The 20,497-nt window shown below is 67.7% G+C and carries 19 protein-coding genes and 1 tRNA gene; 12 read left to right on the top strand and 8 right to left on the bottom strand.

Annotated elements, in window-relative coordinates:
* Positions 1–5: 5 nt before the first annotated feature.
* Genes PHQ87_RS04110 through PHQ87_RS04100 form a run of 3 tightly spaced genes read right to left on the bottom strand, consistent with a single transcriptional unit; the run spans position 6 to position 1,830 of the window.
* On the bottom strand, positions 6–290 hold the full coding sequence (locus PHQ87_RS04110; protein WP_300231562.1) for a phosphopantetheine-binding protein: 285 nt from the start codon (positions 288–290) through the stop codon (positions 6–8).
* A gap of 20 nt (positions 291–310) precedes the next feature.
* Positions 311–1,567 (bottom strand): beta-ketoacyl-[acyl-carrier-protein] synthase family protein, encoded by a 1,257-nt coding sequence (locus tag PHQ87_RS04105; protein WP_300231559.1) that lies wholly within the window; start codon positions 1,565–1,567, stop codon positions 311–313.
* The gene (locus PHQ87_RS04100; RefSeq protein ID WP_300231556.1) at positions 1,567–1,830 is read right to left on the bottom strand and encodes an acyl carrier protein; all 264 of its coding nucleotides are present in this window, start codon (positions 1,828–1,830) and stop codon (positions 1,567–1,569) included. The genes PHQ87_RS04105 and PHQ87_RS04100 overlap by 1 nt, the downstream gene beginning before the upstream one ends.
* Before the next feature lie 164 nt (positions 1,831–1,994).
* Between PHQ87_RS04100 and PHQ87_RS04095 the strand changes: the two genes are divergently transcribed.
* Positions 1,995–2,681, top strand: a complete 687-nt coding sequence (locus tag PHQ87_RS04095) for a phosphatase PAP2 family protein (RefSeq protein ID WP_300231553.1) — start codon at positions 1,995–1,997, stop codon at positions 2,679–2,681.
* Between the two features lie 66 nt (positions 2,682–2,747).
* On the opposite strand, the gene PHQ87_RS04090 is transcribed toward PHQ87_RS04095, so the two are convergent.
* Positions 2,748–3,449, bottom strand: coding sequence for a pirin family protein (locus PHQ87_RS04090; protein ID WP_300231550.1), 702 nt, complete (start codon positions 3,447–3,449; stop codon positions 2,748–2,750).
* 133 nt (positions 3,450–3,582) lie between these two features.
* Between PHQ87_RS04090 and PHQ87_RS04085 the strand changes: the two genes are divergently transcribed.
* The 4 genes from PHQ87_RS04085 to trmB all read left to right on the top strand — a co-directional run bounded on the left by PHQ87_RS04085 (position 3,583) and on the right by trmB (position 7,352).
* Positions 3,583–4,536, top strand: a complete 954-nt coding sequence (locus tag PHQ87_RS04085; protein WP_300231548.1) for a LysR family transcriptional regulator — start codon at positions 3,583–3,585, stop codon at positions 4,534–4,536.
* Between the two features lie 61 nt (positions 4,537–4,597).
* Positions 4,598–5,722, top strand: coding sequence for an FAD-dependent oxidoreductase (locus tag PHQ87_RS04080; RefSeq protein WP_300231546.1), 1,125 nt, complete (start codon positions 4,598–4,600; stop codon positions 5,720–5,722).
* Positions 5,719–6,624: a tRNA glutamyl-Q(34) synthetase GluQRS gene (gene gluQRS, locus PHQ87_RS04075; RefSeq protein WP_300231544.1), complete on the top strand. Its 906-nt coding sequence runs from the start codon at positions 5,719–5,721 to the stop codon at positions 6,622–6,624. The genes PHQ87_RS04080 and gluQRS overlap by 4 nt, the downstream gene beginning before the upstream one ends.
* Positions 6,621–7,352, top strand: a complete 732-nt coding sequence (trmB, locus tag PHQ87_RS04070; protein WP_300231542.1) for a tRNA (guanosine(46)-N7)-methyltransferase TrmB — start codon at positions 6,621–6,623, stop codon at positions 7,350–7,352. Before gluQRS ends, trmB begins: the two co-directional genes overlap by 4 nt.
* Before the next feature lie 12 nt (positions 7,353–7,364).
* Here trmB and PHQ87_RS04065 read toward each other — a convergent pair whose 3' ends face one another.
* A complete protein-coding gene (locus tag PHQ87_RS04065) occupies positions 7,365–7,640 on the bottom strand; it encodes a hypothetical protein (RefSeq protein WP_300231540.1) in 276 nt (91 codons plus the stop codon).
* Positions 7,641–7,712: 72 nt separating this feature from the next.
* Between PHQ87_RS04065 and PHQ87_RS04060 the strand changes: the two genes are divergently transcribed.
* Entirely contained in the window at positions 7,713–8,660 is a 948-nt protein-coding gene (locus tag PHQ87_RS04060; protein ID WP_300231538.1) for a pseudouridine synthase, read from the top strand.
* On the opposite strand, the gene PHQ87_RS04055 is transcribed toward PHQ87_RS04060, so the two are convergent.
* From PHQ87_RS04055 to alaS, 3 genes are all read right to left on the bottom strand, one after another.
* A complete protein-coding gene (locus tag PHQ87_RS04055) occupies positions 8,661–9,782 on the bottom strand; it encodes a transglutaminase family protein (protein ID WP_300231536.1) in 1,122 nt (373 codons plus the stop codon). It abuts the gene before it with no gap.
* A 106-nt stretch (positions 9,783–9,888) separates the two neighbouring features.
* A complete protein-coding gene (locus tag PHQ87_RS04050) occupies positions 9,889–10,404 on the bottom strand; it encodes a TlpA disulfide reductase family protein (protein ID WP_300231534.1) in 516 nt (171 codons plus the stop codon).
* A gap of 44 nt (positions 10,405–10,448) precedes the next feature.
* Complete coding sequence (gene alaS / locus PHQ87_RS04045; RefSeq protein WP_300231532.1) at positions 10,449–13,070, bottom strand: alanine--tRNA ligase; 2,622 nt, start codon at positions 13,068–13,070, stop codon at positions 10,449–10,451.
* A gap of 186 nt (positions 13,071–13,256) precedes the next feature.
* Between alaS and PHQ87_RS04040 the strand changes: the two genes are divergently transcribed.
* The 6 genes from PHQ87_RS04040 to PHQ87_RS04015 all read left to right on the top strand — a co-directional run bounded on the left by PHQ87_RS04040 (position 13,257) and on the right by PHQ87_RS04015 (position 20,400).
* The gene (locus PHQ87_RS04040) at positions 13,257–14,735 is read left to right on the top strand and encodes an NAD-dependent succinate-semialdehyde dehydrogenase (RefSeq protein ID WP_300231530.1); all 1,479 of its coding nucleotides are present in this window, start codon (positions 13,257–13,259) and stop codon (positions 14,733–14,735) included.
* Between the two features lie 128 nt (positions 14,736–14,863).
* Entirely contained in the window at positions 14,864–15,979 is a 1,116-nt protein-coding gene (locus PHQ87_RS04035; RefSeq protein ID WP_300231528.1) for a TRAP transporter substrate-binding protein, read from the top strand.
* A 115-nt stretch (positions 15,980–16,094) separates the two neighbouring features.
* A complete protein-coding gene (locus PHQ87_RS04030; RefSeq protein ID WP_300231525.1) occupies positions 16,095–16,715 on the top strand; it encodes a TRAP transporter small permease subunit in 621 nt (206 codons plus the stop codon).
* Positions 16,712–18,673 (top strand): TRAP transporter large permease subunit, encoded by a 1,962-nt coding sequence (locus PHQ87_RS04025; RefSeq protein WP_300231523.1) that lies wholly within the window; start codon positions 16,712–16,714, stop codon positions 18,671–18,673. The genes PHQ87_RS04030 and PHQ87_RS04025 overlap by 4 nt, the downstream gene beginning before the upstream one ends.
* 149 nt (positions 18,674–18,822) lie before the next feature.
* Complete coding sequence (locus PHQ87_RS04020) at positions 18,823–20,292, top strand: inorganic phosphate transporter (protein ID WP_300231521.1); 1,470 nt, start codon at positions 18,823–18,825, stop codon at positions 20,290–20,292.
* A gap of 34 nt (positions 20,293–20,326) precedes the next feature.
* Positions 20,327–20,400: transfer RNA gene (locus PHQ87_RS04015), tRNA-Gly, on the top strand.
* Positions 20,401–20,497: the final 97 nt, after the last annotated feature.

Here is a 20,497-nt window from a genome sequence, read left to right as displayed (position 1 = left end):
TTTCTTTATTGCGTGCGCTGGCCCGTGATGTGCTCGGACAGGGTGCGCAGCGAGGCAAAGATCTTCTGGTTGTTCTCGTTGTCCGACTTGAGCTGGAAGCCGTAGCGTTTGGACACCACGAGCGCGATTTCGAGCATGTCGATGGAATCGAGTCCGAGCCCCTCACCATACAGCGGCGCGTCGGGCTCGATCTCGTCCGGCTGAACCTCCAGGTTGAGCGCCTCCACGATCAGGGCGGCCACTTCGGGCATGAGTTGTTCGGCGGGCGGAAAGGCAGATGCAGACGTCATGGTCGGGACAGTCGATGAAATCAGTGGGACGAGGTGGCGCGGAAGGCGAGCACGGCGTTGCTGCCTCCGAACGCGAACGAGTTGGACAGCGCGGCGCGCACCGGCACACCCTCGCGGCCTTCCAGCACGTGGTCCAGACCCTCGCAGGCCGGATCGAGCCGTCCGGCCAGGTGCGCCGTGGGCGGCACGGCCTGCCGGGCCACGGCCAGGACGGTGACCAGCGCCTCGATGGCGCCGGCCGCCCCCAGCAGGTGGCCATGCATGGACTTGGTGGCGCTGACCGGCAGGCCGGCCGCGTGGCGGCCGAACACCTCGCGCAGGGCCGCCACCTCGACCGGATCGCCTTCGAGCGTGGCAGTCCCGTGGGCGTTGACGTAGTCGACGTCGCCCGCCTGCAGGCCCGCCTGTTGCATGGCCGAGCGAATGGCGCGCACCTGCCCGCCCACGTCCGGCCGCACCAGGTGGCTGTGGTCGCAGGTGTTGCCATAGCCCACCATTTCGGCATGGATGCGCGCGCCACGCGCCACCGCGTGCTCCCAGTCCTCCAGCACCAGGGCGGCAGCGCCTTCGCCCAGCACCAGGCCCTTGCGGTCGGCCGCGAAAGGGCGGCAGGCCGCGGTGGCCTCCTCGCCCTGGCCCGGCGCGATCAGGCGCATGGCCTCCCAGGCCCTGGCTACGCCATAGGTCTGCGTCGCGTCGCAGCCACCGGTCAGGATCAGGTCGGCATCGCCCGCCTGGATGCGGCGGAAGGCCTCGCCGATCGCGATGGCCGACGAGGCACAGGCAGCGGTGTGACTGAAACTCACGCCGCCCAGCCCGAGTTGGATTGAGGCATGGGCATTGACGGCGTTGTTCATGCCCATGACCACCGACAGTGGCGACAGGCGTTCGCGGCCCTTGAGCCACATGTCGCGGTAGCCACGCTCGAACGCCAGGATGCCGCCCAGGGCCGTGCCCCAGATGCACCCCCAGCTCTCGCGCCCCTCGCCATCGGCGGGCTGGCGCGCCAGCCCGGCATCGGCCCAGGCATCGAAGGCCGCCGCCATGCCCAGGTGTGCAAAGCGCTCCATCATCGAGGCCAGCGGCTTGCCCAGGCGCGCATCGGCGTCGAAGCCGGGGCAACCCACGAAGGGCATCGACAGGGGACGCGGCAGATCGTCGGTCAGCAGGTGGAACACCGCCGACTCGCCGGCCATCAGCCGGTTGAAAAATGTTTCCAGGTCACCGCCATACGGGCTGATCAGCCCCAGCCCGGTGACTGCGACGCGGCGCGGCATCAGTCCCCCGACCCAGCCTTGTCAGCCAGCAACCGGTCGATCACGGCGCGCATCTCTCCCACGGTCTGGGGGATGCCTTCGTCCGCATTGATCGAAATGCCCAGGCGGTCTTCGGCCTCGAACATCAGCTCCGCCAGCATCAGCGAGTCCACCCCCAGATCGGCCAGCGTCGCGCCATCGGTCACCCGGTCTGCCTCCACACCAAGCCTGTCACGAAGAAAGGTGCGAATGAGTTCTGTCGAGTCCATGCGGTTCAGTGCCATTGATGTCATGAAAACGCCCCCGGCGTCCGGTCGGCGGGCTGCCCGGCGTTTTCGGCCAGGGTCGATTGTATCTGCCGCCCCATGCAGGCCGCCCCGACACGGACGCACCGGCCCGCATATGATCGATGCCTCGGAGCCACTGCCTGGCACCGGTCCGTCACTTCATGACCATGCCAGACTCGCTCCCTGTGCCCACACCCTGGACCCACGAACTGCGCCTCAGGCTCACCCACCTGTGGCTGCTCAAGGCCACCGGGACCTCGGCCTTCATGATCCTGTTCTTCCAGGGCTACTTTTTCGTGATGGCAGAGCCGGCGCGCACGCCCTACGTGATGCCCGAAATCTGGCTCGACCACTGGGTGCCGCTGGTGCCATGGGCCTTCTGGGTCTATGCGTCGCTGTGGGTGTATGTATCGCTGGCGCCGGCCATGATGGGCAATTTCCGCGGACTGCTGCGCTTCGGTGCATGGGTCGGTCTGCTGTGCCTGAGCTGCCTGGCCGTCTTCTGGGCCTTCCCGACGCAGGTGCCGGCCATGCCCATCGACTGGTCGCAATACCCCGGCCTGTCGTTCGTCAAGGGTGTGGACGCCGCCGGCAATGCCTGCCCGTCGCTGCACGTGGCGTCGGCTGTGTTCGCAGCCTACTGGATGCACCACCTGCTCAGGACCATGCGTGCGCCGCGTGGCTGGCTGGCGTTCAACGCGGCCTGCTGCGTGGCCATCACCTGGTCGACCCTGGCCACGCACCAGCACGTGGCCATCGACGCCATCTGCGGCGCCCTGGTCGGCTGGGTGTTCGCACGGCTGTCGCTGCGGCAACCGGCACTGGCGCTCGCTGAGCCGCGCCGCTGAGGCCGCCGCCCCTCCGGTGCGGCACCATCCGGCCAAGCTGCGCCGCCGACGGCCGGACGATGCCGGTCATGCAGCGAGATCGAACACCAGCACCTCGGCCTGGCGCCCACCGGCGAGCGAAATCAGAGGCTCGTCGGCCAGTACGGCCGCGTCGCCCCCCTTCAGGCGCTGGCCATTGATGTCCAGCTCGCCCTGCACCACATGGACATAGCCCTTGCGGCCCGGGGCCAGCGCCAGCTCGGCCGTTTCCACGCCGTCCAGCAGCCCTGCGTACAGAGCAGCATCGGCGTGGATGGTGACGGAGCCGTCGGCGCCATCGGGGGATGCGACCAGTCGCAGCCTGCCACGCTTTTGCTCGGCTGGGAAGCTTTTTTGCTCGTAGCTGGGCCCGATGCCACGCTGGTTGGGCTCGATCCAGATCTGCAGGAAGTGCGTGGTCTGGTCCGGCGCATGGTTGAACTCGCTGTGGCGCACGCCGGTGCCCGCGCTCATGCGCTGCACGTCGCCGGGGGGAATGCCCTTGACGTTGCCCATGCTGTCCTTGTGGGCCAGGTTGCCCTGCAGGACGTAGCTGATGATCTCCATATCGCGGTGGCTGTGCGCGCCAAAACCGGTGCCCGGCGCGATGCGGTCCTCGTTGATCACGCGCAGGTTGCCCCAGCCCATCCAGGCCGGATCGAAGTAGTCGGCAAACGAAAACGAATGGAAGCTCTTGAGCCAGCCGTGGTCGGCATAGCCACGGGCTTCGGCACGGCGGATGTTCATCATGACAGGCTCCTTTCGACGGGGATGCGGGCTCTGAGCGAACCCGATGGCATCCATTGTCAAAAGATCCAACCCCATTTGGTTTGCATTGAATTGATGGCATCATTCAATTCAGATGAACCAAGGAGGCAGTGCCATGGCCACCCCACTGACCCGTTCCGCGCTGTCGCCCGAGAACCTGGGCCTGATCGAGGCGGTCGCCCGCCTGGGCAGCATGGCCGCCGCCGCGCGCGAACTGGGCATGGTGCCCAGCGCCCTGACCTACCGCGTGCGGCAGGTCGAGGACGCGCTGGATGTGCTGCTGTTCGACCGCAGCGCACGCCGCGCCCGGCTGACGCCGGCGGGTGAGGAGTTGCTGCACGCCGGCCGTTATCTGCTCGAAGAGCTCGACGCCGTGGCCAAGCGCGTGCGGCGCGTGGCCACCGGCTGGGAACCCGAACTGACCATCGCCGCCGACGCCATCATCGCGCGCGCCACCCTGTTCGAGCTGTGCGAGGCCTTTTATGCCGAACAGGCACCGACGCGGCTGAAACTGCGCTCCGAGACGCTGTCGGGCACGGCGGACGCGCTGCGCGATGGCCTGGCCGACCTGGCGCTGGGCATTGCCAGCGACTCCATGCCCAGCGTCCCCGACATCCATACCAGCCCGCTCGGCACGGTCGATTTCGTTTTCGCCGTGGCGCCGAACCATCCGCTGGCGGCGCTGGACCATCCCCTCAGCGACGATGACCGGCGGCAGTATCGCGCGGTGGCGGTGGCCGACAGCACCGTCAAGGGCCGCGGGCTGACCCACAACCTGGCCCCCGGGCAAGACGTGCTCACGGTACCCGGCATGCATTTCAAGCTCGAAGCCCAGTTGCGCGGACTCGGCGTCGGCTTTCTGCCCCTGCCGCTGGCGCAGCCCTTCATCGTCGCCGGTCGTCTGGTGGTCAAGCCGGTGCAGGGCAGCACCCGGATGCTCCGGATGCATTACGCCTGGCGCCAGCGCCGTGGCACCAGCGGTCAGGGGCGTGCCCTGCGCTGGTGGCTCGACCGACTGCAACACCCCGGCACGCGACATGCGCTGCTGCACAACCATCACCAAAGCTGACTGACGCGGCGCGCCTGCGCGCTGCTACAGTGGATCCACCTTTCCTGCCCGAGTACGCACCATGCCCCAACGCCCGAACCGCACTTCGCCCTCCCGCCGCACGTCGGCACCGGCACCGGCCCTGCATGTGGCCGTGGTTGGTGCGGGCATCGCCGGCATTGCCTGTGCACGCACCTTGCTGCAGGCCGGCCACCGCGTCACGCTGCTCGAGCAGGAGGCGGCCGTGGGCGGCCGGATGACGACGCTGGCTACCCCGTTCGGCGGTTTCGACCCGGGTGTGCAGTACTTCACCGTGCGTGACCCGCGCTTTCGCCGCGTGCTGGACGACACACCCGCCCTCGTGCGCCCCTGGAGCGTGAGCACGGTGCGCGTGCTCGACGAGCTCGGTCATGTACTGGCCAGCGCACCACCGCCGAGCGAGCCGCACTATGTCGCCAAGCCAGGCATGGTCTCGTTGCTGAACCACTGGGCCGAACCCCTTGATCAGCCTGAGCGTTTCGGCGGCCTGCCCGCACGCCTGTTGCTCTCGCACAAGGTCACACGGATCGAACGCGACGCGCTGGCGCCGACCCGCTGGCAGTTGCGCACCGACGACGGCAGTGATGCGCCCCAACCCGGACAGGCGGTGCTGGGCGGGTTCGACCGCGTGGTGCTGGCGCTGCCCCCGCTCGCATCGGCGGGCCTGCTGGCGGCGTCGGATCTGGCCCCCCGCATGCGCCAGCGCCTGACCGGTGTGTCCGTGGCGCCCTGCTGGACACTGCTGCTGGCGTTCCCTCAGGCCAGCCAGCCGGGCATGGGCAGTTTTGGTCCCCACTGGAACGCCGCGCGCAGCACGCACCACCGCATCAGCTGGCTGGCGCGCGAGAACTGCAAACCGGGCCGGGGCAGCATCGAGCGCTGGACGGTCCAAGCCAGCCCGGCCTGGTCGGCTCGCCACCTGAACGACAGCGAAGAACGCGTGCGCGACAAGCTGCTCAAGGGATTCGCCGAAATCACCGGCATCCGTGCCACCCCGCCCTTTGCCATGGCGCATCAATGGCCCCAGGCGCAGACGGAACAACCGCTGGGCCAGAGCCACCTGCTCGATGCCAAACTGGGCCTCGGCCTGTGCGGCGACTGGTGCCTGGGCCACCGGGTCGAGGACGCGTTCATCTCCGGCCTGGAACTGGCACTGGCCATGGCGTGAACTACCGCGGACGGTTCGCCCCCTCGCCCACGGGGCCACTGCACGCAGGCTCGCTGGTGGCCGCACTGGCGAGCTGGCTGGATGCGCGCGCTCACGGCGGCGTCTGGCTGGTGCGCATCGAAGATGTGGACACCCCGCGATGCGTGCCCGGTGCCGACCGGCTCATCCTGCAGCAGCTCGCCGCCTGCGGCCTGCACAGCGACGAACCCGTGCTGTGGCAATCGGCCCGGGGGGCTCACTACCAGCGGGCACTGGACGAACTGGCAGGCCGCGGACGCGCCTACCCCTGTGCCTGCTCACGCAAGGACATCGAGGCCGCACTGCAGGCGCAGGGGCGAACGCGCGCGCGGCACCATGCGGCGGTCTACCCAGGCACCTGCCGCCCGGAAAACGGCGGCCTGCGTGGACGCCCGGCCCGCGCCTGGCGCTTCCACCTGGGTGAGGACACCGAGGTTCGCTGGACGGACCGCCGCCTCGGCCCGCAAATGCAGGATGTGGCGGTCGATGTCGGTGACTTCGTGCTGCGGCGCGCTGACGGCCTGTGGGCCTACCAGCTCGCCGTGGTGGTGGATGACGCGGCACAGGGCATCACCCATGTGGTCCGCGGCGAGGACCTGACGGACAACACACCGCGGCAGATCCTGTTGCAGCGCGCCCTGGGCCTGCCCACGCCCGCCTACCTGCACACGCCGCTGGTGCGAGGTGACAACGGCGAAAAGCTCAGCAAACAGAACGGCGCCCGCGCGCTGGACCTGTCGGACCCGCTGGCCGCCCTGAACCAGGCCGCCGCCGTGCTCGGCCTGCCGCCCATGACAGGCAGCGTCCCCGATGCCCTGGCCCGCTGGGCTGCGGCCTGGCCCTCTACAATCAGCGCCCACCCTGCCAGCTCGCCCGAACCATGACCGATCCCCGCCACGCCTCGCGCACGCCCCCCGAGAACGGCGCCTACCTGCGCCAGATCAAGAGCTACGTGCTCCGCGCCGGTCGCATGGGTCCCGGGCAGCAGCGCGCCTTCGAGCTGTACGGCCCGCGCTTCCTGCTCCCCTACGACGCGAGCCGTCAGCTCGACCTGGCCCAGGTGTTCGGGCGCGAGGCGCCGCTGATCATGGAAATCGGCTTCGGCATGGGCAATGCCACGGCCCAGATCGCGCAGAGCCGCCCCGACGACAACTTCCTGTGCTGCGAGGTGCACGAGCCCGGCGTGGGCGCGCTGCTCAAGCTGTGCGGCGAGCAGGACATCGGGAACATCCGCATCTTCCAGCACGACGCGGTCGAGGTGCTGGACCACATGCTGCCCGAGCAAAGCCTGGACGGCGTGCACATCTTCTTTCCCGACCCGTGGCACAAGAGCCGCCACCACAAGCGGCGCCTGATCCAGCCACCGTTCGTGAACCGGCTGGCCAGGCACCTCAAGCCCGGCGGCTACATCCACCTGGCCACGGACTGGCAGCCCTATGCCGAGCAGATGCTGGAAGTGCTCTCGGCCGAACCGCTGCTGGCCAACACGGCCGCTGGGGCGGGTCTGGGCGGCTATGCCCCCAAGCCGGACTACCGGCCCCTGACCAAGTTCGAGAACCGCGGCCTGAAGCTCGGCCACGGCGTGTGGGACCTGGTTTTCCGGCGCCGCTGAGCGCCAGCCGGCTCAATCGTCATCCGGGGGTTCGTCCGATCCCAGCGCCGCATCGACGCCCGCGCCGATGAGCTTGCCACCGACGCGCGCGGTCCCGACCGCCGCGTCAACCGCCAACCCGGCCACCCCCACCACCGCCGAGGCCGCCACATCGACGGCGGCCACCACCGCACAGCCCTGCAACAGCACGCAGGCGAGCACCACCGCCGCACCGCGGCGAAGAAGGCCAGCGCCACCGGGGAATGGGCCGGCAACGGCGGCCGGTGCGGGTGTGGATGGTTCAGGCATGGCGGTGCTGGCGCGATCGGTGGCGAAACGGCCGAGAATACCGGTTTTTCCCTTGCCCCTCGCTTTGCCATCGTGGCCCGCCCGCCCAAAAACCTGCTCATCCCGACCCGTGACGGCATCTCGCCCAGTTGCGTCGCGCTGCCAGCCACCGGAGCGGACTGCCCGTGGCCGACGACGGTCGACTTCCTTGCCGAACGCCTGCCGGCCGTCACGCGCGAGGACTGGTGCCGGCGCATGGCCAGCGGCGAGGTGCTGGACGACGCGGGCCAGCCGGTGCATGCCGACGCGCCCTACCGCGGCGGACAGCGCCTGTACTACTGGCGCTCCCTCCCCCACGAACACCGCGTGCCCTTCGAGGCGACGGTGCTGCACCTGGACGAGCACCTGCTGGTGGCGGACAAGCCGCACTTCCTGCCCGTCACGCCCACCGGCCGGTTCGTCCGCGAGACGCTGCTGGTCCGGCTCAAGCGGTCCACGGGCATCGACTCGCTCAGCCCCATCCACCGCATCGACCGGGAGACCGCAGGGCTGGTGCTCTTCAGCGTGCGCCCGCAGGATCGCGGCGCCTACCAGGCGCTGTTCCGCGCACGGCAGGTGGACAAGACCTACGAGGCCATCGCCCCGGGCCCGGCCGAAGGGGCGGCCCTCCACTCGGCAACCGTCATCCAGCGCAGCCGCATCGAGGAAGATCCGTCGGCCTTCTTCCGCATGATCGAGACCGATGGCGAGGCCAACAGCGAAACCCGCATCACCCTGACCGAGCGGCGCGGCACCTGGGCGCGGTACGCGCTGGCACCGGTCACCGGCAAGCGCCACCAGTTGCGTGTGCACATGAACGCGCTGGGCCTGCCGATCGCCGGCGACCAGTTCTACCCCACGGTACGCCGGGGGCCCGGCGAGCCCGAAGACTACGCCGAGCCGCTGCGCCTGCTGGCGCGCAGCATCGCGTTCACCGACCCGGTGACCGGCCAGCCCCGCCGTTTCGACAGCCGGCTGGCGCTGGCCTGGCCGGGCGCCTGATCAGGCGGTGATTTCGCGCGCGCTGATCTGGTACTTGAAGTCGTCCGGGTTGTAGGAGTCGACACGCTGGCCGCCGGTTTCGGCCACCGGGTACATCAGGAAGCCAAGCTCCGGACCTTGCGCGCCGGGCAGCGCCAGGTCGTGACCCATGTTCCAGCCCACCCAGTTGCCTTCCCAGCCGCCGTACAGGGCGCGGTTGACGGGCGCGACCACCGGGTGATCGGTGGTCTTGATCCATTCGGCCGTTTCCTGGCGCTGAACCTTGGCCACGTCGGCCGGGTCCATCGCCACCCAGCCCAGACCGGCCAGGTACACCTCGGCACGGCAGTGCTGGGCGCCCTTGAGGCTGGCGGAGTTGGCACCGAGCTCCTTGTAGCCGAAGGCCGACGGGGCCAGGCGCAGGCCATACACGTCGCGCGCCGGCACGCCCGCGGCGCGGCACAGGCCCACGAAGATGGCATTCAGGTCGGCACACTTGCCACCCAGGTTGCCGGTTTCCAGCATGGTCTTGATGTCGCCTTCGCCACAGCCGCGCACCTTGGGTTCACGGTAGGTATTGGCCACCACCCAGTCGTAGATCGCCCGCACCTTCTCGCGGTCGGTGCGCGCGCCCTGCGTGGCCTTGAGCGCAGTCTCGCGCACGATGCCGTCGGTGGGCAGCAGGCGGGTGGGCCGGGTCCAGAAACGCAGCGACGCGGCATCCGCGGCCGGCGCATCGCCGCGCCGGGTGAAGTCGGCCTGGCGGTTGCGCGTCTGCACGCGGCTGGTCAGCTCCACGTAGGGCGTGGCGCCCGACTTCCCGAAAGTCACGTGCAGCATGCGCACACCGTACAGGCCGTCCTCGAGGAACCGGGCCGCGCCGTTGGTCTGGACGCTGCTGGTCAATGACCGCTGCCAGTCACTCTCGATCGAGGGCACCGGCAGCCAGACCTGGGTCGGGCCTTCGGGGAAGGCAATGTCCACCCGTGTGGTGACATCGAAGCTGCGCCAGTTGCCCGGCTCGGGCGCAAAGCGGCGCCGCTCGGGCGCCTGCGCCCAGGCATGGCCCGCAGGCAGCGAGATGGCACTGGCGGCCGCGGTCGCGGCGGCGCAGCGCAGGAAGTGACGGCGATCCTGGTTCATACAGAGAACTCCTGGTCTGATCAGCAAAAAGCCGAGCCGCGCACACAGGGCGCAGCGCATGGCTCACGGGAAAGCGAAGAATAACCGGATGGCGGCGCGCGCGCCGTCAGGGCCTGGCAAGCCGCTCCACCCAGTCCAGCGCGACGGACTGGCTCCAGTCCACCTCGCCCCGGACGACATACCTGGCATGCCCTTGCGGGTCGATCAGTAAGGTGGTCGGGAAGACCTTCACCCCCCAGGCCCGGGCCACCTCACCCGCCGGGTCGAGCAGCACGGGCACGCGCCATTGCTGGGACGCCACAAAACGGGCGACCGTTCGCGGCGACTCCTTGAAGTTGACCGCCAGAACGGCCACACGGTCTTCGCCAAGCAACTCGGGCACCGCCTGCAGCAGCGGCATCTCCACCCGGCACGGTGCGCACCAGCTGGCCCAGAAGTTGACCAGCACCACTTTGCCGCGCAGCGATGCCAGGTCCGTCATGCGCCCCTGCAGATCGGGCGCCCGCAAGGCGGGCATGGGCTGGCCGGCCGGCCAGTCGGCCTTGTCCACCCCGGGCAGCTCGCCCTGGCCCTGCGCCCGCACCGGCCCCGCGGCCAGCCCCGCTGCCACCAGACCCAGCATCCGCAGGACCCGCCGGCGAGGGGAACAGGTGCCGGCCATGGCCGTCAGGCGCGCTCGGCCACCCAGACCTGCACGCTCGCCAGTGCGGCCGGCAGGGCCGCGGCGTCGGTGCCGCCGGCCATGGCCATGTCGGGCTTGCCGCCGCCCTTGCCACCCACCTGCTGGGCGACGAAATTGACCAGCTCGCCGGCCTTGACCTTGCCCGTGCTGTCGGTGGTCACGCCCGCGGCCAGTTGCACCTTGGCACCATCGACGGCGGCCAGCACGATGACGGCGGTCTTGAGCTTGTTCTTGAGCTGGTCCATGGTCTCGCGCAGGGTCTTGGCGTCGGCGCCGTCCAGGCGCGCGGCCAGCACCTTCAGGCCCTTGACGTCCACGGCCTGGCCCGCCAGCTCGTCGCCCTGGCTGGAAGCCAGCTTGCTCTTGAGCGCGGCGATTTCCTTTTCCAGCGCCTTCACCTGGTCCAGCACCTGGCCGACGCGACCGGTCAGCTCGGTGGTCGGCGCCTTGAGCACGCCGGCCGCCTCTTCCACGGTCGATTCCAGCTGCTGCAGATAGGCCAGCGCGTTCGTGCCCGTCACGGCCTCGATGCGGCGCACGCCGGCGGCCACACCCCCTTCGGCCACCACCTTGAACAGGCCGATGTCGCCGGTGCGCTGCACGTGCGTGCCGCCGCACAGCTCGCGGCTGGAGCCGATGTCGAGCACGCGCACACTGTCGCCGTACTTCTCGCCGAACAGCATCATGGCGCCGGTGGCCTTGGCCGACTCGATGTCCATGACGCGCGCCTGCGTGGGTGCGTTGGCCAGCACCTCGGCGTTGACGATGGCCTCGATGCGACGGATTTCGTCGCTCGTGACGGGTGCATTGTGTGCAAAGTCGAAGCGGGTGCGTTCGGCGTTGACCAACGAACCCTTTTGCTGGACGTGTTCGCCCAGCACCTCGCGCAGCGCCTTGTGCATCAGGTGGGTGGCGCTGTGGTTGCGCACCGTGGCCGCGCGCAGTTCGGTGTTCACGGCCGCCGTCACGGCATCGCCCACGGCGAGCGTGCCCTCGACCAGCGTGCCGTGGTGACCGAACACATCGGCCTTGATCTTTTGCGTATCGGCCACGTCGAAACGCGCCAGGGGCGTGTGGATGACCCCCTGATCTCCGACCTGGCCACCGCTTTCGGCATAGAACGGTGTGGTGTCGAGCACGACCACGCCGTCCTGGCCGGCCTTGAGCTCGGCCACCGGCGTGCCGTCCACGTACAGGGCCACCACCTTGGCCTGCTCCTGCAGCGACCCGTAGCCGGTGAAGGTGTTGCTGGCGCCGTCGTAGTCGAGCAGCTTGTCCATCTTGAACTTGCCGGCTGCCCGCGCCTGCGCCTTCTGCTTTTCCATCGCCGCGTTGAAGCCGGCTTCGTCCACGCCCACACCGCGCTCGCGGCAGACGTCATTGGTCAGGTCCAGCGGGAAGCCGTAGGTGTCGTGCAGCTTGAAGGCCACCTCACCGGGCAGCAGCTTCTCCCCTCCGGAGAGGGCGGCATCCAGAATCTCCATGCCGTTTTCCAGCGTCTCGTAAAAACGCTCTTCCTCGGCCTTGAGCACCTCGGTGATGCGTTGCTCCTGCTCGGCCAGGCGGGGGTAGGCCTGGCCCATCTGCTGCGCCAGATCCCGGACCAGTTTGTGAAAAAACGGGCTTTTCTGCCCCAGCTTGTAGCCGTGACGGATGGCGCGGCGCACGATGCGGCGCTGCACGTAGCCGCGGCCTTCGTTGGAGGGGATCACGCCATCGCAGATGAGAAAGGCCGTGGCGCGGATGTGGTCGGCGATGACCTTGAGCGAGGGGTTGGCCAGGTCGGCGCAGCCGGTTTCGCGCGCCGCGGCCTTGATCAGCGCGTCGAACAGATCGATCTCGTAGTTGCTGTGCACATGCTGCAGGATGGCCGCCAGGCGCTCCAGGCCCATGCCGGTGTCCACGCAGGGCGCCGGCAGCGGCGTGACCGAGCCGTCCTCGTGCATCTCGAACTGCATGAACACGTGGTTCCAGATCTCGATGAAGCGGTCGCCGTCCTCGTCGGGGCTGCCCGGAGGGCCGCCGGGGATCTCGGGGCCGTGGTCGTAGAAGATTTCGGAGCACGGGCCGCAGGGGCCGGTGTCGGCCATCATCCAGAAGTTGTCGCTCTTGTAGCGGCCACCCTTGTTGTCACCGATGCGGATCACGCGCTCGGGCGGCAGACCGATGATCTGCGTCCAGATGCCGTAGGCCTCGTCATCCTCCGCGTACACCGTCGCCAGCAGGCGCTCCGGCGGCAGACCATAGACCTTGGTCAGCAGCTCCCAGCCCCACTCGATGCTCTCCTTCTTGAAGTAGTCGCCAAAGGACCAGTTGCCCAGCATCTCGAAAAAGGTGTGGTGCCGCGCGGTGTAGCCCACGTTCTCCAGATCGTTGTGCTTGCCACCGGCGCGCAGGCAGGTCTGCACGCTGGCCGCGCGCGTGTAGGGGCGCTTGTCGGTGCCCAGGAACACGTCCTTGAACTGCACCATGCCCGAGTTGGTGAACATCAGGGTCGGGTCGTTGCCGGGCACGAGGGGGCTGGAGGCCACGATGGTGTGACCCTTGGCCGCAAAGAAGTCCAGAAATGTCTTGCGGATGTCGGCGACGGAAACAGGAACGGTCATGGTGTGAGGGTGTGGGTCTCTGAAAGCGCCACGCCGGCGCCTGAAACCCTCCATTTTCCTATATATGGCAGCCCATGCGCCACCGATCTATGCTTGGCGCTTTGCCGGGCCGTGGTCACAAGCTGTTTAACATGACCGACAGTGCCTGCTTCCCGAGCTCACCCACTTTCACCGCACGGAGACACCATGGACATGAAAACTTCCCCCCTGGCCCAACTCAATGACCCATCCCTGCTCAAGACGGACGGCCTGATCAACGGGCAGTGGGTCCCGGGCCTCACCCGCTTCGACGTCCACGACCCGGCCACGGGCCAGAAAATCGCCGATGTCGCCAACCTCGGCCCGGCCGAGGCCGAGCAGGCCATCAGCGCGGCCAACGCCGCCTGGCCTGCCTGGCGCAGCAAGACGGCCAAGGAGCGCAGCATCATCCTGCGCAAGTGGTTCGACCTGCTGATGGCCAACCAGGAGGACCTCGGTCGCCTGATGACCGCCGAGCAGGGCAAACCGCTGCCCGAAGCCAAGGGTGAGGTCGCCTACGGCGCCAGCTTCGTCGAGTGGTTCGCCGAGGAAGCCAAGCGCGTCAACGGCGAGACCCTGCCGACCTTCGACAACAACCGCCGCCTGCTGGTGCTGCGCCAGCCGATCGGTGTCTGCGCCGCGATCACGCCGTGGAACTTCCCGCTGGCCATGATCACGCGCAAGGTCGCGCCCGCCCTGGCCGCCGGCTGCCCGGTGGTCATCAAGCCGGCCGAACTCACGCCGCTGACCGCGCTGGCCGTGGCCGAACTGGCCGTGCGCGCCGGCATCCCTGCTGGCGTGCTCAACGTGATCACCGCCGACGCCGACAACTCCATCGCCGTGGGCAAGGTGCTGTGTGCCAGCGACGTGGTGCGCCACCTCTCGTTCACCGGCTCGACCGAGGTCGGCCGCATCCTCATGGCGCAATGCGCGCCCACGGTCAAGAAGCTCTCGCTCGAACTCGGCGGCAACGCGCCGTTCATCGTGTTCGACGACGCCGACATCGATTCGGCCGTCGAAGGCGCCATCGCCAGCAAGTACCGCAACGCGGGCCAGACCTGCGTCTGCGCCAACCGCTTCTACGTGCAGGCCGGCGTGTACGACGAGTTCGTGCAGAAGTTCGCCGCCCGCGTCAAGGGCTTCAAGGTCGGCAACGGTTTCGAGGACGGCGTGGTACAGGGCCCACTGATCGAGGATGCCGCGGTACAGAAAGTGCAGCGCCACGTCGAGGATGCCGTGGCCAGGGGCGGTACGGTGGTGACCGGCGGCCAAAAGCTGCAAGGCCAGTTCTTCGAGCCCACCGTGGTGGCCAACGCCACGCCCGACATGCTGTGCGCGCGCGAGGAAACCTTCGGCCCGTTCGCGCCCATCTTCAGGTTCGAGACCGAGCAGGAAGCCATCGACGCGGCCAACGCCACCGAGTTCGGCCTGGCCAGCTACTTCTACAGCCGCGACGTCGGCCGCATCTTCCGCGTTGGCGAGGCGCTGGAATACGGCATGGTCGGCATCAACGTGGGCATCCTGGCCACCGAGCACGTGCCCTTCGGCGGCGTCAAGCAGTCGGGCCTGGGCCGGGAAGGCTCGCACCACGGCATGGACGACTACGTCGAGATCAAGTACCTCTGCGTCGGCGACGTCCTGAAATAAGGTGTCGCAACCCGGGAGTGAAAATAATTCACTCCCGATGGGTAAAAACCCTGTTTCAGCTCATGCATCTCTCCTCCCAAGATGGGGGGTCTGGATGGTCCAGGCACCCCATGTAGAAGGAGACAACGATGACGCAGAGCAGCAGTAGTACCCGCCGCCGCAACCTCCTGAAGGGCGCTGCCGTGGCGGCCAGCGCCATGTCGGTACCCATGGTCAGCCAGGCACAGACGATCACCTGGCGCTTCCAGAGCACCTGGCCAGCGAAGGACATCTTCCACGAATTCGCGCAGGACTACGCGAAGAAAATCAACGACATGGCCGGCAACCGCCTGAAGATCGAGGTGCTGCCGGCCGGTGCCGTGGTACCGGCCTTCCAGTTGCTGGATGCGGTCGCCAAGGGCACGCTGGACGGTGGCCATGGTGTGGTGGCCTACTGGTACGGCAAGAATCAGGCGGTGGCCCTGTGGGGCTCGGGCCCGGCCTTCGGCATGGACGCCAACATGGTGCTGGCATGGCACTACTACGGTGGCGGCAAGGAGTTGCTCGACGATATCTACAAGAGCCTGAACCTGGACGTGGTGTCCAAGCTGTATGGTCCCATGCCGACCCAGCCACTGGGCTGGTTCAAGAAGCCGGTGGCCCGGGCCGAGGAACTCAAGGGCCTGAAGTTCCGCACCGTGGGCCTGGCGGTGGACGTGTTCACCGAGATGGGGCTGGCCGTCAATCCGCTGCCCGGCGGCGAGATCGTGCCCGCGCTGGACCGCGGCCTGCTTGATGCGGCCGAGTTCAACAATGCCTCCAGCGACCGTGCCCTGGGCTTCCCGGACGTGGCCAAGAACTGCATGCTGCAGAGCTTCCACCAGTCCAGCGAGCAGTTCGAGGTGCTGTTCAACAAGAGCAAGTACGACGCGCTGTCCACCGAGCTCAAGGCCATCATCGACTATGCGACACAGGCGGCCAGCGCCGACATGAGCTGGAAGGCGGCCGACCGTTACGCCAAGGACTACGCCGCCATGCAGGCCGAGCAGGGCGTGAAGTTCTACAAGACGCCCGACTCGATCCTGCGCGCGCAGCTGGCCGCATGGGACAAGGTCACGCAGAAGAAAGCCGCGGAGAACGAAACGTTCAAGCGCGTGATGGACTCCATGCGTGCGTTCGCCCAGCGCAGCGGCCGCTGGAAGAACGACACCGACATCGACTTCAAGATGGCCTGGAACCACTACTTCGGCCAGCGCCGGAGCTGAATCGGGCGACTGTAGGCGCCGGGTGACCGTCGCCCCCTGCCCCGAAGAGTGAAGGGGCGCCCTGGCGGCGCCCCTTTGTGTACCTCCCTGCCCCGGGCGAAGCCCCGCTCCATCGATGCAGAAACTCTTGCTTGGGATCGATGCGTTCTCGACCCTGATCGGTAAGACGGCGGCGTGGTGCGCCGTCGCCCTCACCATTCTGATCTGCTGGGAAGTGTTTTCCCGCTACGCGCTGAACCACCCGCATGCCTGGGTGTTCGACGCGCAGATCATGCTCTATGGCTCCATGTTCATGCTGGCCGGCGCCTACACGCTGTCCAAAAACGGGCATGTGCGCGGCGACGTGCTGTACGGATTCTTCAGCACACGCGTGCAGGCGGCCGTGGACCTGACGCTGTATGTCGTGTTCTTCCTGCCGGGGGTGATCGCCATGACCTGGGCGGGCTGGACCTACGCGCAGGAATCGCTGGCGATCCGCGAGCAGACCTTCTCCGCCGAGCCCCTGCCCCTGTACCCGTTCAAGTTCGTGATCCCGGTGGCGGGCGCGGTGCTGCTGCTGCAGGGCATTGCCGAGATCATCCGCTGCATGATCTGCCTGCGCAACGGCCAGTGGCCCCGGCGTGGCGACGACGTGGAGGAAGTGGACGTCGAGAAGCTCAAGGAGATGGTGCAGGTGAAGGACAGCGACATCCAGGCCCTCGATCGCGACCTGACCGCCAGGGAGGGCAAGCAATGAAGCTGCGCAAGGAACTCTGGTTCGGCCTGTCCATCATGGGCCTGGTGCTGGCTTCCATCGTCTGGATGCTGCTGGGTGTCGAGACCATCACCAAGGGCCACCTGGGCCTGCTGATGCTCTCGCTCGTGGTGGTGGCCATCATGCTGGGCTTTCCCACCGCGTTCACGCTCATGGGCATGGGCATGATCTTCACCTGGCTGGCCTATGACGGCGACATCACCCGCACGCTCGATCTGATGGTGCAGGCGGCCTACAAGAGCATGGCCAACGACGTGCTCATCGCCATCCCGCTGTTCGTGTTCATGGGCTACCTGGTCGAGCGCGCCAACCTGATCGAATCGCTGTTCCGGAGCATGCACCTGGCCATGGCGCGCATTCCAGGGTCTCTGGCCGTGGCGACGCTGGCCACCTGCGCCGTTTTCGCGACGGCCACCGGCATCGTGGGCGCGGTCGTCACCCTCATGGGCCTGCTGGCCCTGCCGGCCATGCTGCGCGCCGGCTACAGCACGCCCCTGGCTGCCGGCGCCATCACCGCCGGCGGCTGCCTGGGCATCCTGATTCCACCCTCGGTGCTGCTGATCCTGTACGGCGCCACGGCCGGGGTGTCGGTGGTGCAGCTGTACGCCGGGGCCTTCTTCCCCGGCCTGATGCTCGCGGGCCTGTACTTCGGCTACGTGATCCTGGTGGCCAAGCTCAAGCCCAAGTGGGCACCGCCGCTCACGGCCGAGGAGCGCCACGTCGAGCTGCCACCACTGACCAGCACCCTGCCCGCCCGCAACGAGCAATACGCGCCCGCGCGCCTGCTGGCGGCCCTCAAGGGCCAGCGCAATGCCGACGTCCCCATGGGCTACGTGCTGCGCCAACTGGCCCTGGTCGTGCTGCCGGGCCTGCTCTTCGTGCTGCTGGCGACCAGCACGTGGCGCGCCGCGACGATCGTGCCACCGGAAGCGATCTACGAGATCCAGCCCATCGGCTTTTCGGACGGCGCCGGCGATTCGGAGTCCGGCACCGGCCTGGTGGAGCCCCCCGTGGAAGGCGGGCTGCAGGAGCCGCCGCTGGACGATGCCGACGGCCTGCAGGAGCCCCCGGGCGCCGACACCGCCCTGGCCGCGCCCCCGGGCGCCGAACCGGTGGCCGAACCGCCTGCGGCGGCGAGCGAGGCGGCCGACGAGCCTTCCGCCGGCGCGGCCGAGGCGACCCGCAAGCCGACACCCACCTGGTGGTGGGCGGGATTTGCGGTGCTGGGCGCGCTCACGCTCTGCTTCTACCTGTTCCTGAGCTTTGCCCGGCTCGAAGTGTTCAAGATGCTGCTGGGCTCGTTCTTTCCGCTGTTGATCCTGATCCTGTCGGTGCTGGGCTCGATCGTCTTCGGTCTGGCCACCCCCACGGAGGCGGCGGCCATGGGGTCGGCCGGCGGCTTCCTGCTGGCGGCGGCCTACAAGCGGCTGAACATGGACGTGCTCAAGGAATCCGTGTTCCTCACCGCCAAGACCTCGGCCATGGTTTGCTGGCTGTTCGTGGGATCGGCCATCTTTTCGGCCGCCTTCGCGCTGCTGGGCGGACAGGAACTGGTCGAGCGCTGGGTGCTGTCGCTGAACCTGAGCAAGGTGGAGTTCATGCTGCTGTCGCAGGTGGTCATCTTCCTGCTGGGCTGGCCGCTGGAGTGGACCGAGATCATCGTGATCTTCATGCCCATCTTCATTCCGCTGCTGGACCACTTCGGTGTCGATCCGCTGTTCTTCGGGCTGCTGGTCGCGCTGAACCTGCAGACCGCCTTCCTCTCACCGCCGGTCGCCATGTCGGCGTTCTACCTCAAGGGTGTCGCACCGCCGCACGTGACGCTGAACCAGATCTTCCTGGGCATGATGCCCTTCATGGGCATCCAGATCCTCGCCATCTTCTTCCTGTACATGTGGCCGCAGATCGGCATGTGGCTGCCCCAGTTGCTATACCGATGATCCGCGTCTTTCGCCACCCCGCCTGCAGGGCGGTGGCGAAATTCGGCGAAAATCCGGGCTGTCATCGGTTTGACATCGATTTTTCATGAACTGCAGGATGGGCGAGGAGCCGTCCACCTCTACACGCCCACTCCCCCACCATGATTTCCATGCTCGGCAGCCTTGAGCCGTGGCTGCTCATCAGCCTTTTTCTGGCGCTGGCCTTCGTCCTGGCCTTCGAATTCATCAACGGCTTCCACGACACCGCCAATGCGGTGGCGACGGTGATCTACACCCGGGCCATGCCGCCCACGACGGCGGTGATCGCCTCAGGGATCTTCAATTTCTTCGGCGTGCTGCTCGGCGGCGTGGGCGTGGCCTACGCCATCGTGCACCTGCTGCCGGTGGATCTCCTGATCGATGTCAATTCAGGCCGCGGCCTGGCCATGGTGTTCTCGCTGCTCACGGCGGCCATCGCCTGGAACCTGGGCACCTGGTTCTTCGGCATCCCGGCCTCGAGTTCGCACACCCTGATCGGCGCCATCCTCGGCGTGGGCATGGCCAACGCACTGATCACGCAGACCGAGCTGTCACAGGGCGTCAACTGGCAAAAGGCCATCGACATCGCGATCTCGCTGGTGGTATCCCCCCTGGCCGGCTTCGCGGTGGCTGCCCTGTTCCTGATCACCCTGCGCTGGTGGAAGCCCCGATCGAGCATGCACCGCACGCCGGAAGCACGCCTGAAGCAGTCGGGCAAGAAGAAACCGCCGTTCTGGAACCGCATGGTGCTGGTGATCTCGGCCATGGCGGTGAGCTTCGTGCACGGCTCCAACGACGGCCAGAAAGGCATCGGCCTCATCATGCTGGTGCTGATCGGCCTGGTGCCAGCGCACTTTGCCCTGAACGTGAATTCGACCAAGTACGAGATCGACCGCACGCGCGACGCCGCCACCTACCTCAATGAGTTCTACCAACGCAACGCCGGTGCGCTGTCAGACTACCTGGCACTGGGCAGGCCGCGCAACAACTCCGACCTGCCCGCCAAGTTCCGCTGCGACCCGGAGCAGACCGAGATCACCATCGCCGCGCTGCTGCGCTCGCTCGAAGGCGTGACGCGCTACGACCAGCTGGCACCCCAGGCGCGCCTGGACGTGCGTCGCTACGTGCTGTGCCTGGACGATACGGCGCGCAAGGTGTCCAAGCTCGCCTATCTGCCCCCGGAAGAGGCCCGCGACCTCGCCCGGCTGCGCAAGGACCTGAACGCCACCACCGAATACGCACCCTTCTGGGTAGTGCTGGGCGTGGCCCTGGCCCTGGGCACCGGCACCATGGTCGGCTGGAAACGCGTCGTGACGACGGTGGGCGAGAAGATCGGCAATCACGGCATGACCTACGCCCAGGGCATGAGCGCACAGGTCACTGCGGCCATGGCCATCGGCGCGGCCAACGTGTTCTCGCTGCCGGTGTCGACCACGCACGTGCTGTCCTCGGGGGTGGCCGGCACGATGGTCGCCAACCGCAGCGGCCTGCAGAAAAAGACCATCGGCAACATCCTCATCGCGTGGGTGCTGACGCTGCCGGTGTCCATCCTGCTGTCCGCCGGCCTGTACTGGCTGGCCTACGTGGTGTTCATCCGCTGAGGGCGCTCTCAAATCGCGTACACTTGAAGGCTGTGCGGGTGTAGTTCAATGGTAGAACGGCAGCTTCCCAAGCTTCATACGAGGGTTCGATTCCCTTCACCCGCTCCACTTCGACTTTCCAGGGCGTTCCAAGGACGTCCATGGAGTGTTGCAAGTCATTGTCACGGTTCGGCTTTTCCAGAAAAGCCGTTCCAGTGACGTCCAG

Origin of the sequence: Hydrogenophaga sp. (genome assembly GCF_028698005.1) — a bacterium.
Classification (GTDB): Bacteria; Pseudomonadota; Gammaproteobacteria; order Burkholderiales; family Burkholderiaceae_C; genus Hydrogenophaga.
The sequence above is the reverse complement of the archived record's forward strand: the minus strand, read 5'-3'. Positions and strand labels throughout refer to the sequence as shown.

What these genes read in the sequence shown, in the direction of transcription:
- PHQ87_RS04100 (WP_300231556.1), bottom strand. Translation starts at nt 1,830, where the DNA reads ATGGCACTGAACCGCATGGACTCGACAGAACTCATTCGCACCTTTCTT.
- PHQ87_RS04050 (WP_300231534.1), bottom strand. Translation starts at nt 10,404, where the DNA reads ATGCTGGGTCTGGTGGCAGCGGGGCTGGCCGCGGGGCCGGTGCGGGCG.
- PHQ87_RS04040 (WP_300231530.1), top strand. Translation starts at nt 13,257, where the DNA reads ATGGACATGAAAACTTCCCCCCTGGCCCAACTCAATGACCCATCCCTG.
- alaS (WP_300231532.1), bottom strand. Translation starts at nt 13,070, where the DNA reads ATGACCGTTCCTGTTTCCGTCGCCGACATCCGCAAGACATTTCTGGAC.
- trmB (WP_300231542.1), top strand. Translation starts at nt 6,621, where the DNA reads ATGACCGATCCCCGCCACGCCTCGCGCACGCCCCCCGAGAACGGCGCC.
- PHQ87_RS04105 (WP_300231559.1), bottom strand. Translation starts at nt 1,567, where the DNA reads ATGCCGCGCCGCGTCGCAGTCACCGGGCTGGGGCTGATCAGCCCGTAT.
- PHQ87_RS04035 (WP_300231528.1), top strand. Translation starts at nt 14,864, where the DNA reads ATGACGCAGAGCAGCAGTAGTACCCGCCGCCGCAACCTCCTGAAGGGC.
- PHQ87_RS04090 (WP_300231550.1), bottom strand. Translation starts at nt 3,449, where the DNA reads ATGATGAACATCCGCCGTGCCGAAGCCCGTGGCTATGCCGACCACGGC.
- PHQ87_RS04025 (WP_300231523.1), top strand. Translation starts at nt 16,712, where the DNA reads ATGAAGCTGCGCAAGGAACTCTGGTTCGGCCTGTCCATCATGGGCCTG.
- PHQ87_RS04095 (WP_300231553.1), top strand. Translation starts at nt 1,995, where the DNA reads ATGACCATGCCAGACTCGCTCCCTGTGCCCACACCCTGGACCCACGAA.
- PHQ87_RS04065 (WP_300231540.1), bottom strand. Translation starts at nt 7,640, where the DNA reads ATGCCTGAACCATCCACACCCGCACCGGCCGCCGTTGCCGGCCCATTC.
- PHQ87_RS04085 (WP_300231548.1), top strand. Translation starts at nt 3,583, where the DNA reads ATGGCCACCCCACTGACCCGTTCCGCGCTGTCGCCCGAGAACCTGGGC.
- PHQ87_RS04055 (WP_300231536.1), bottom strand. Translation starts at nt 9,782, where the DNA reads ATGAACCAGGATCGCCGTCACTTCCTGCGCTGCGCCGCCGCGACCGCG.
- PHQ87_RS04020 (WP_300231521.1), top strand. Translation starts at nt 18,823, where the DNA reads ATGCTCGGCAGCCTTGAGCCGTGGCTGCTCATCAGCCTTTTTCTGGCG.
- PHQ87_RS04080 (WP_300231546.1), top strand. Translation starts at nt 4,598, where the DNA reads ATGCCCCAACGCCCGAACCGCACTTCGCCCTCCCGCCGCACGTCGGCA.
- PHQ87_RS04030 (WP_300231525.1), top strand. Translation starts at nt 16,095, where the DNA reads ATGCAGAAACTCTTGCTTGGGATCGATGCGTTCTCGACCCTGATCGGT.
- PHQ87_RS04110 (WP_300231562.1), bottom strand. Translation starts at nt 290, where the DNA reads ATGACGTCTGCATCTGCCTTTCCGCCCGCCGAACAACTCATGCCCGAA.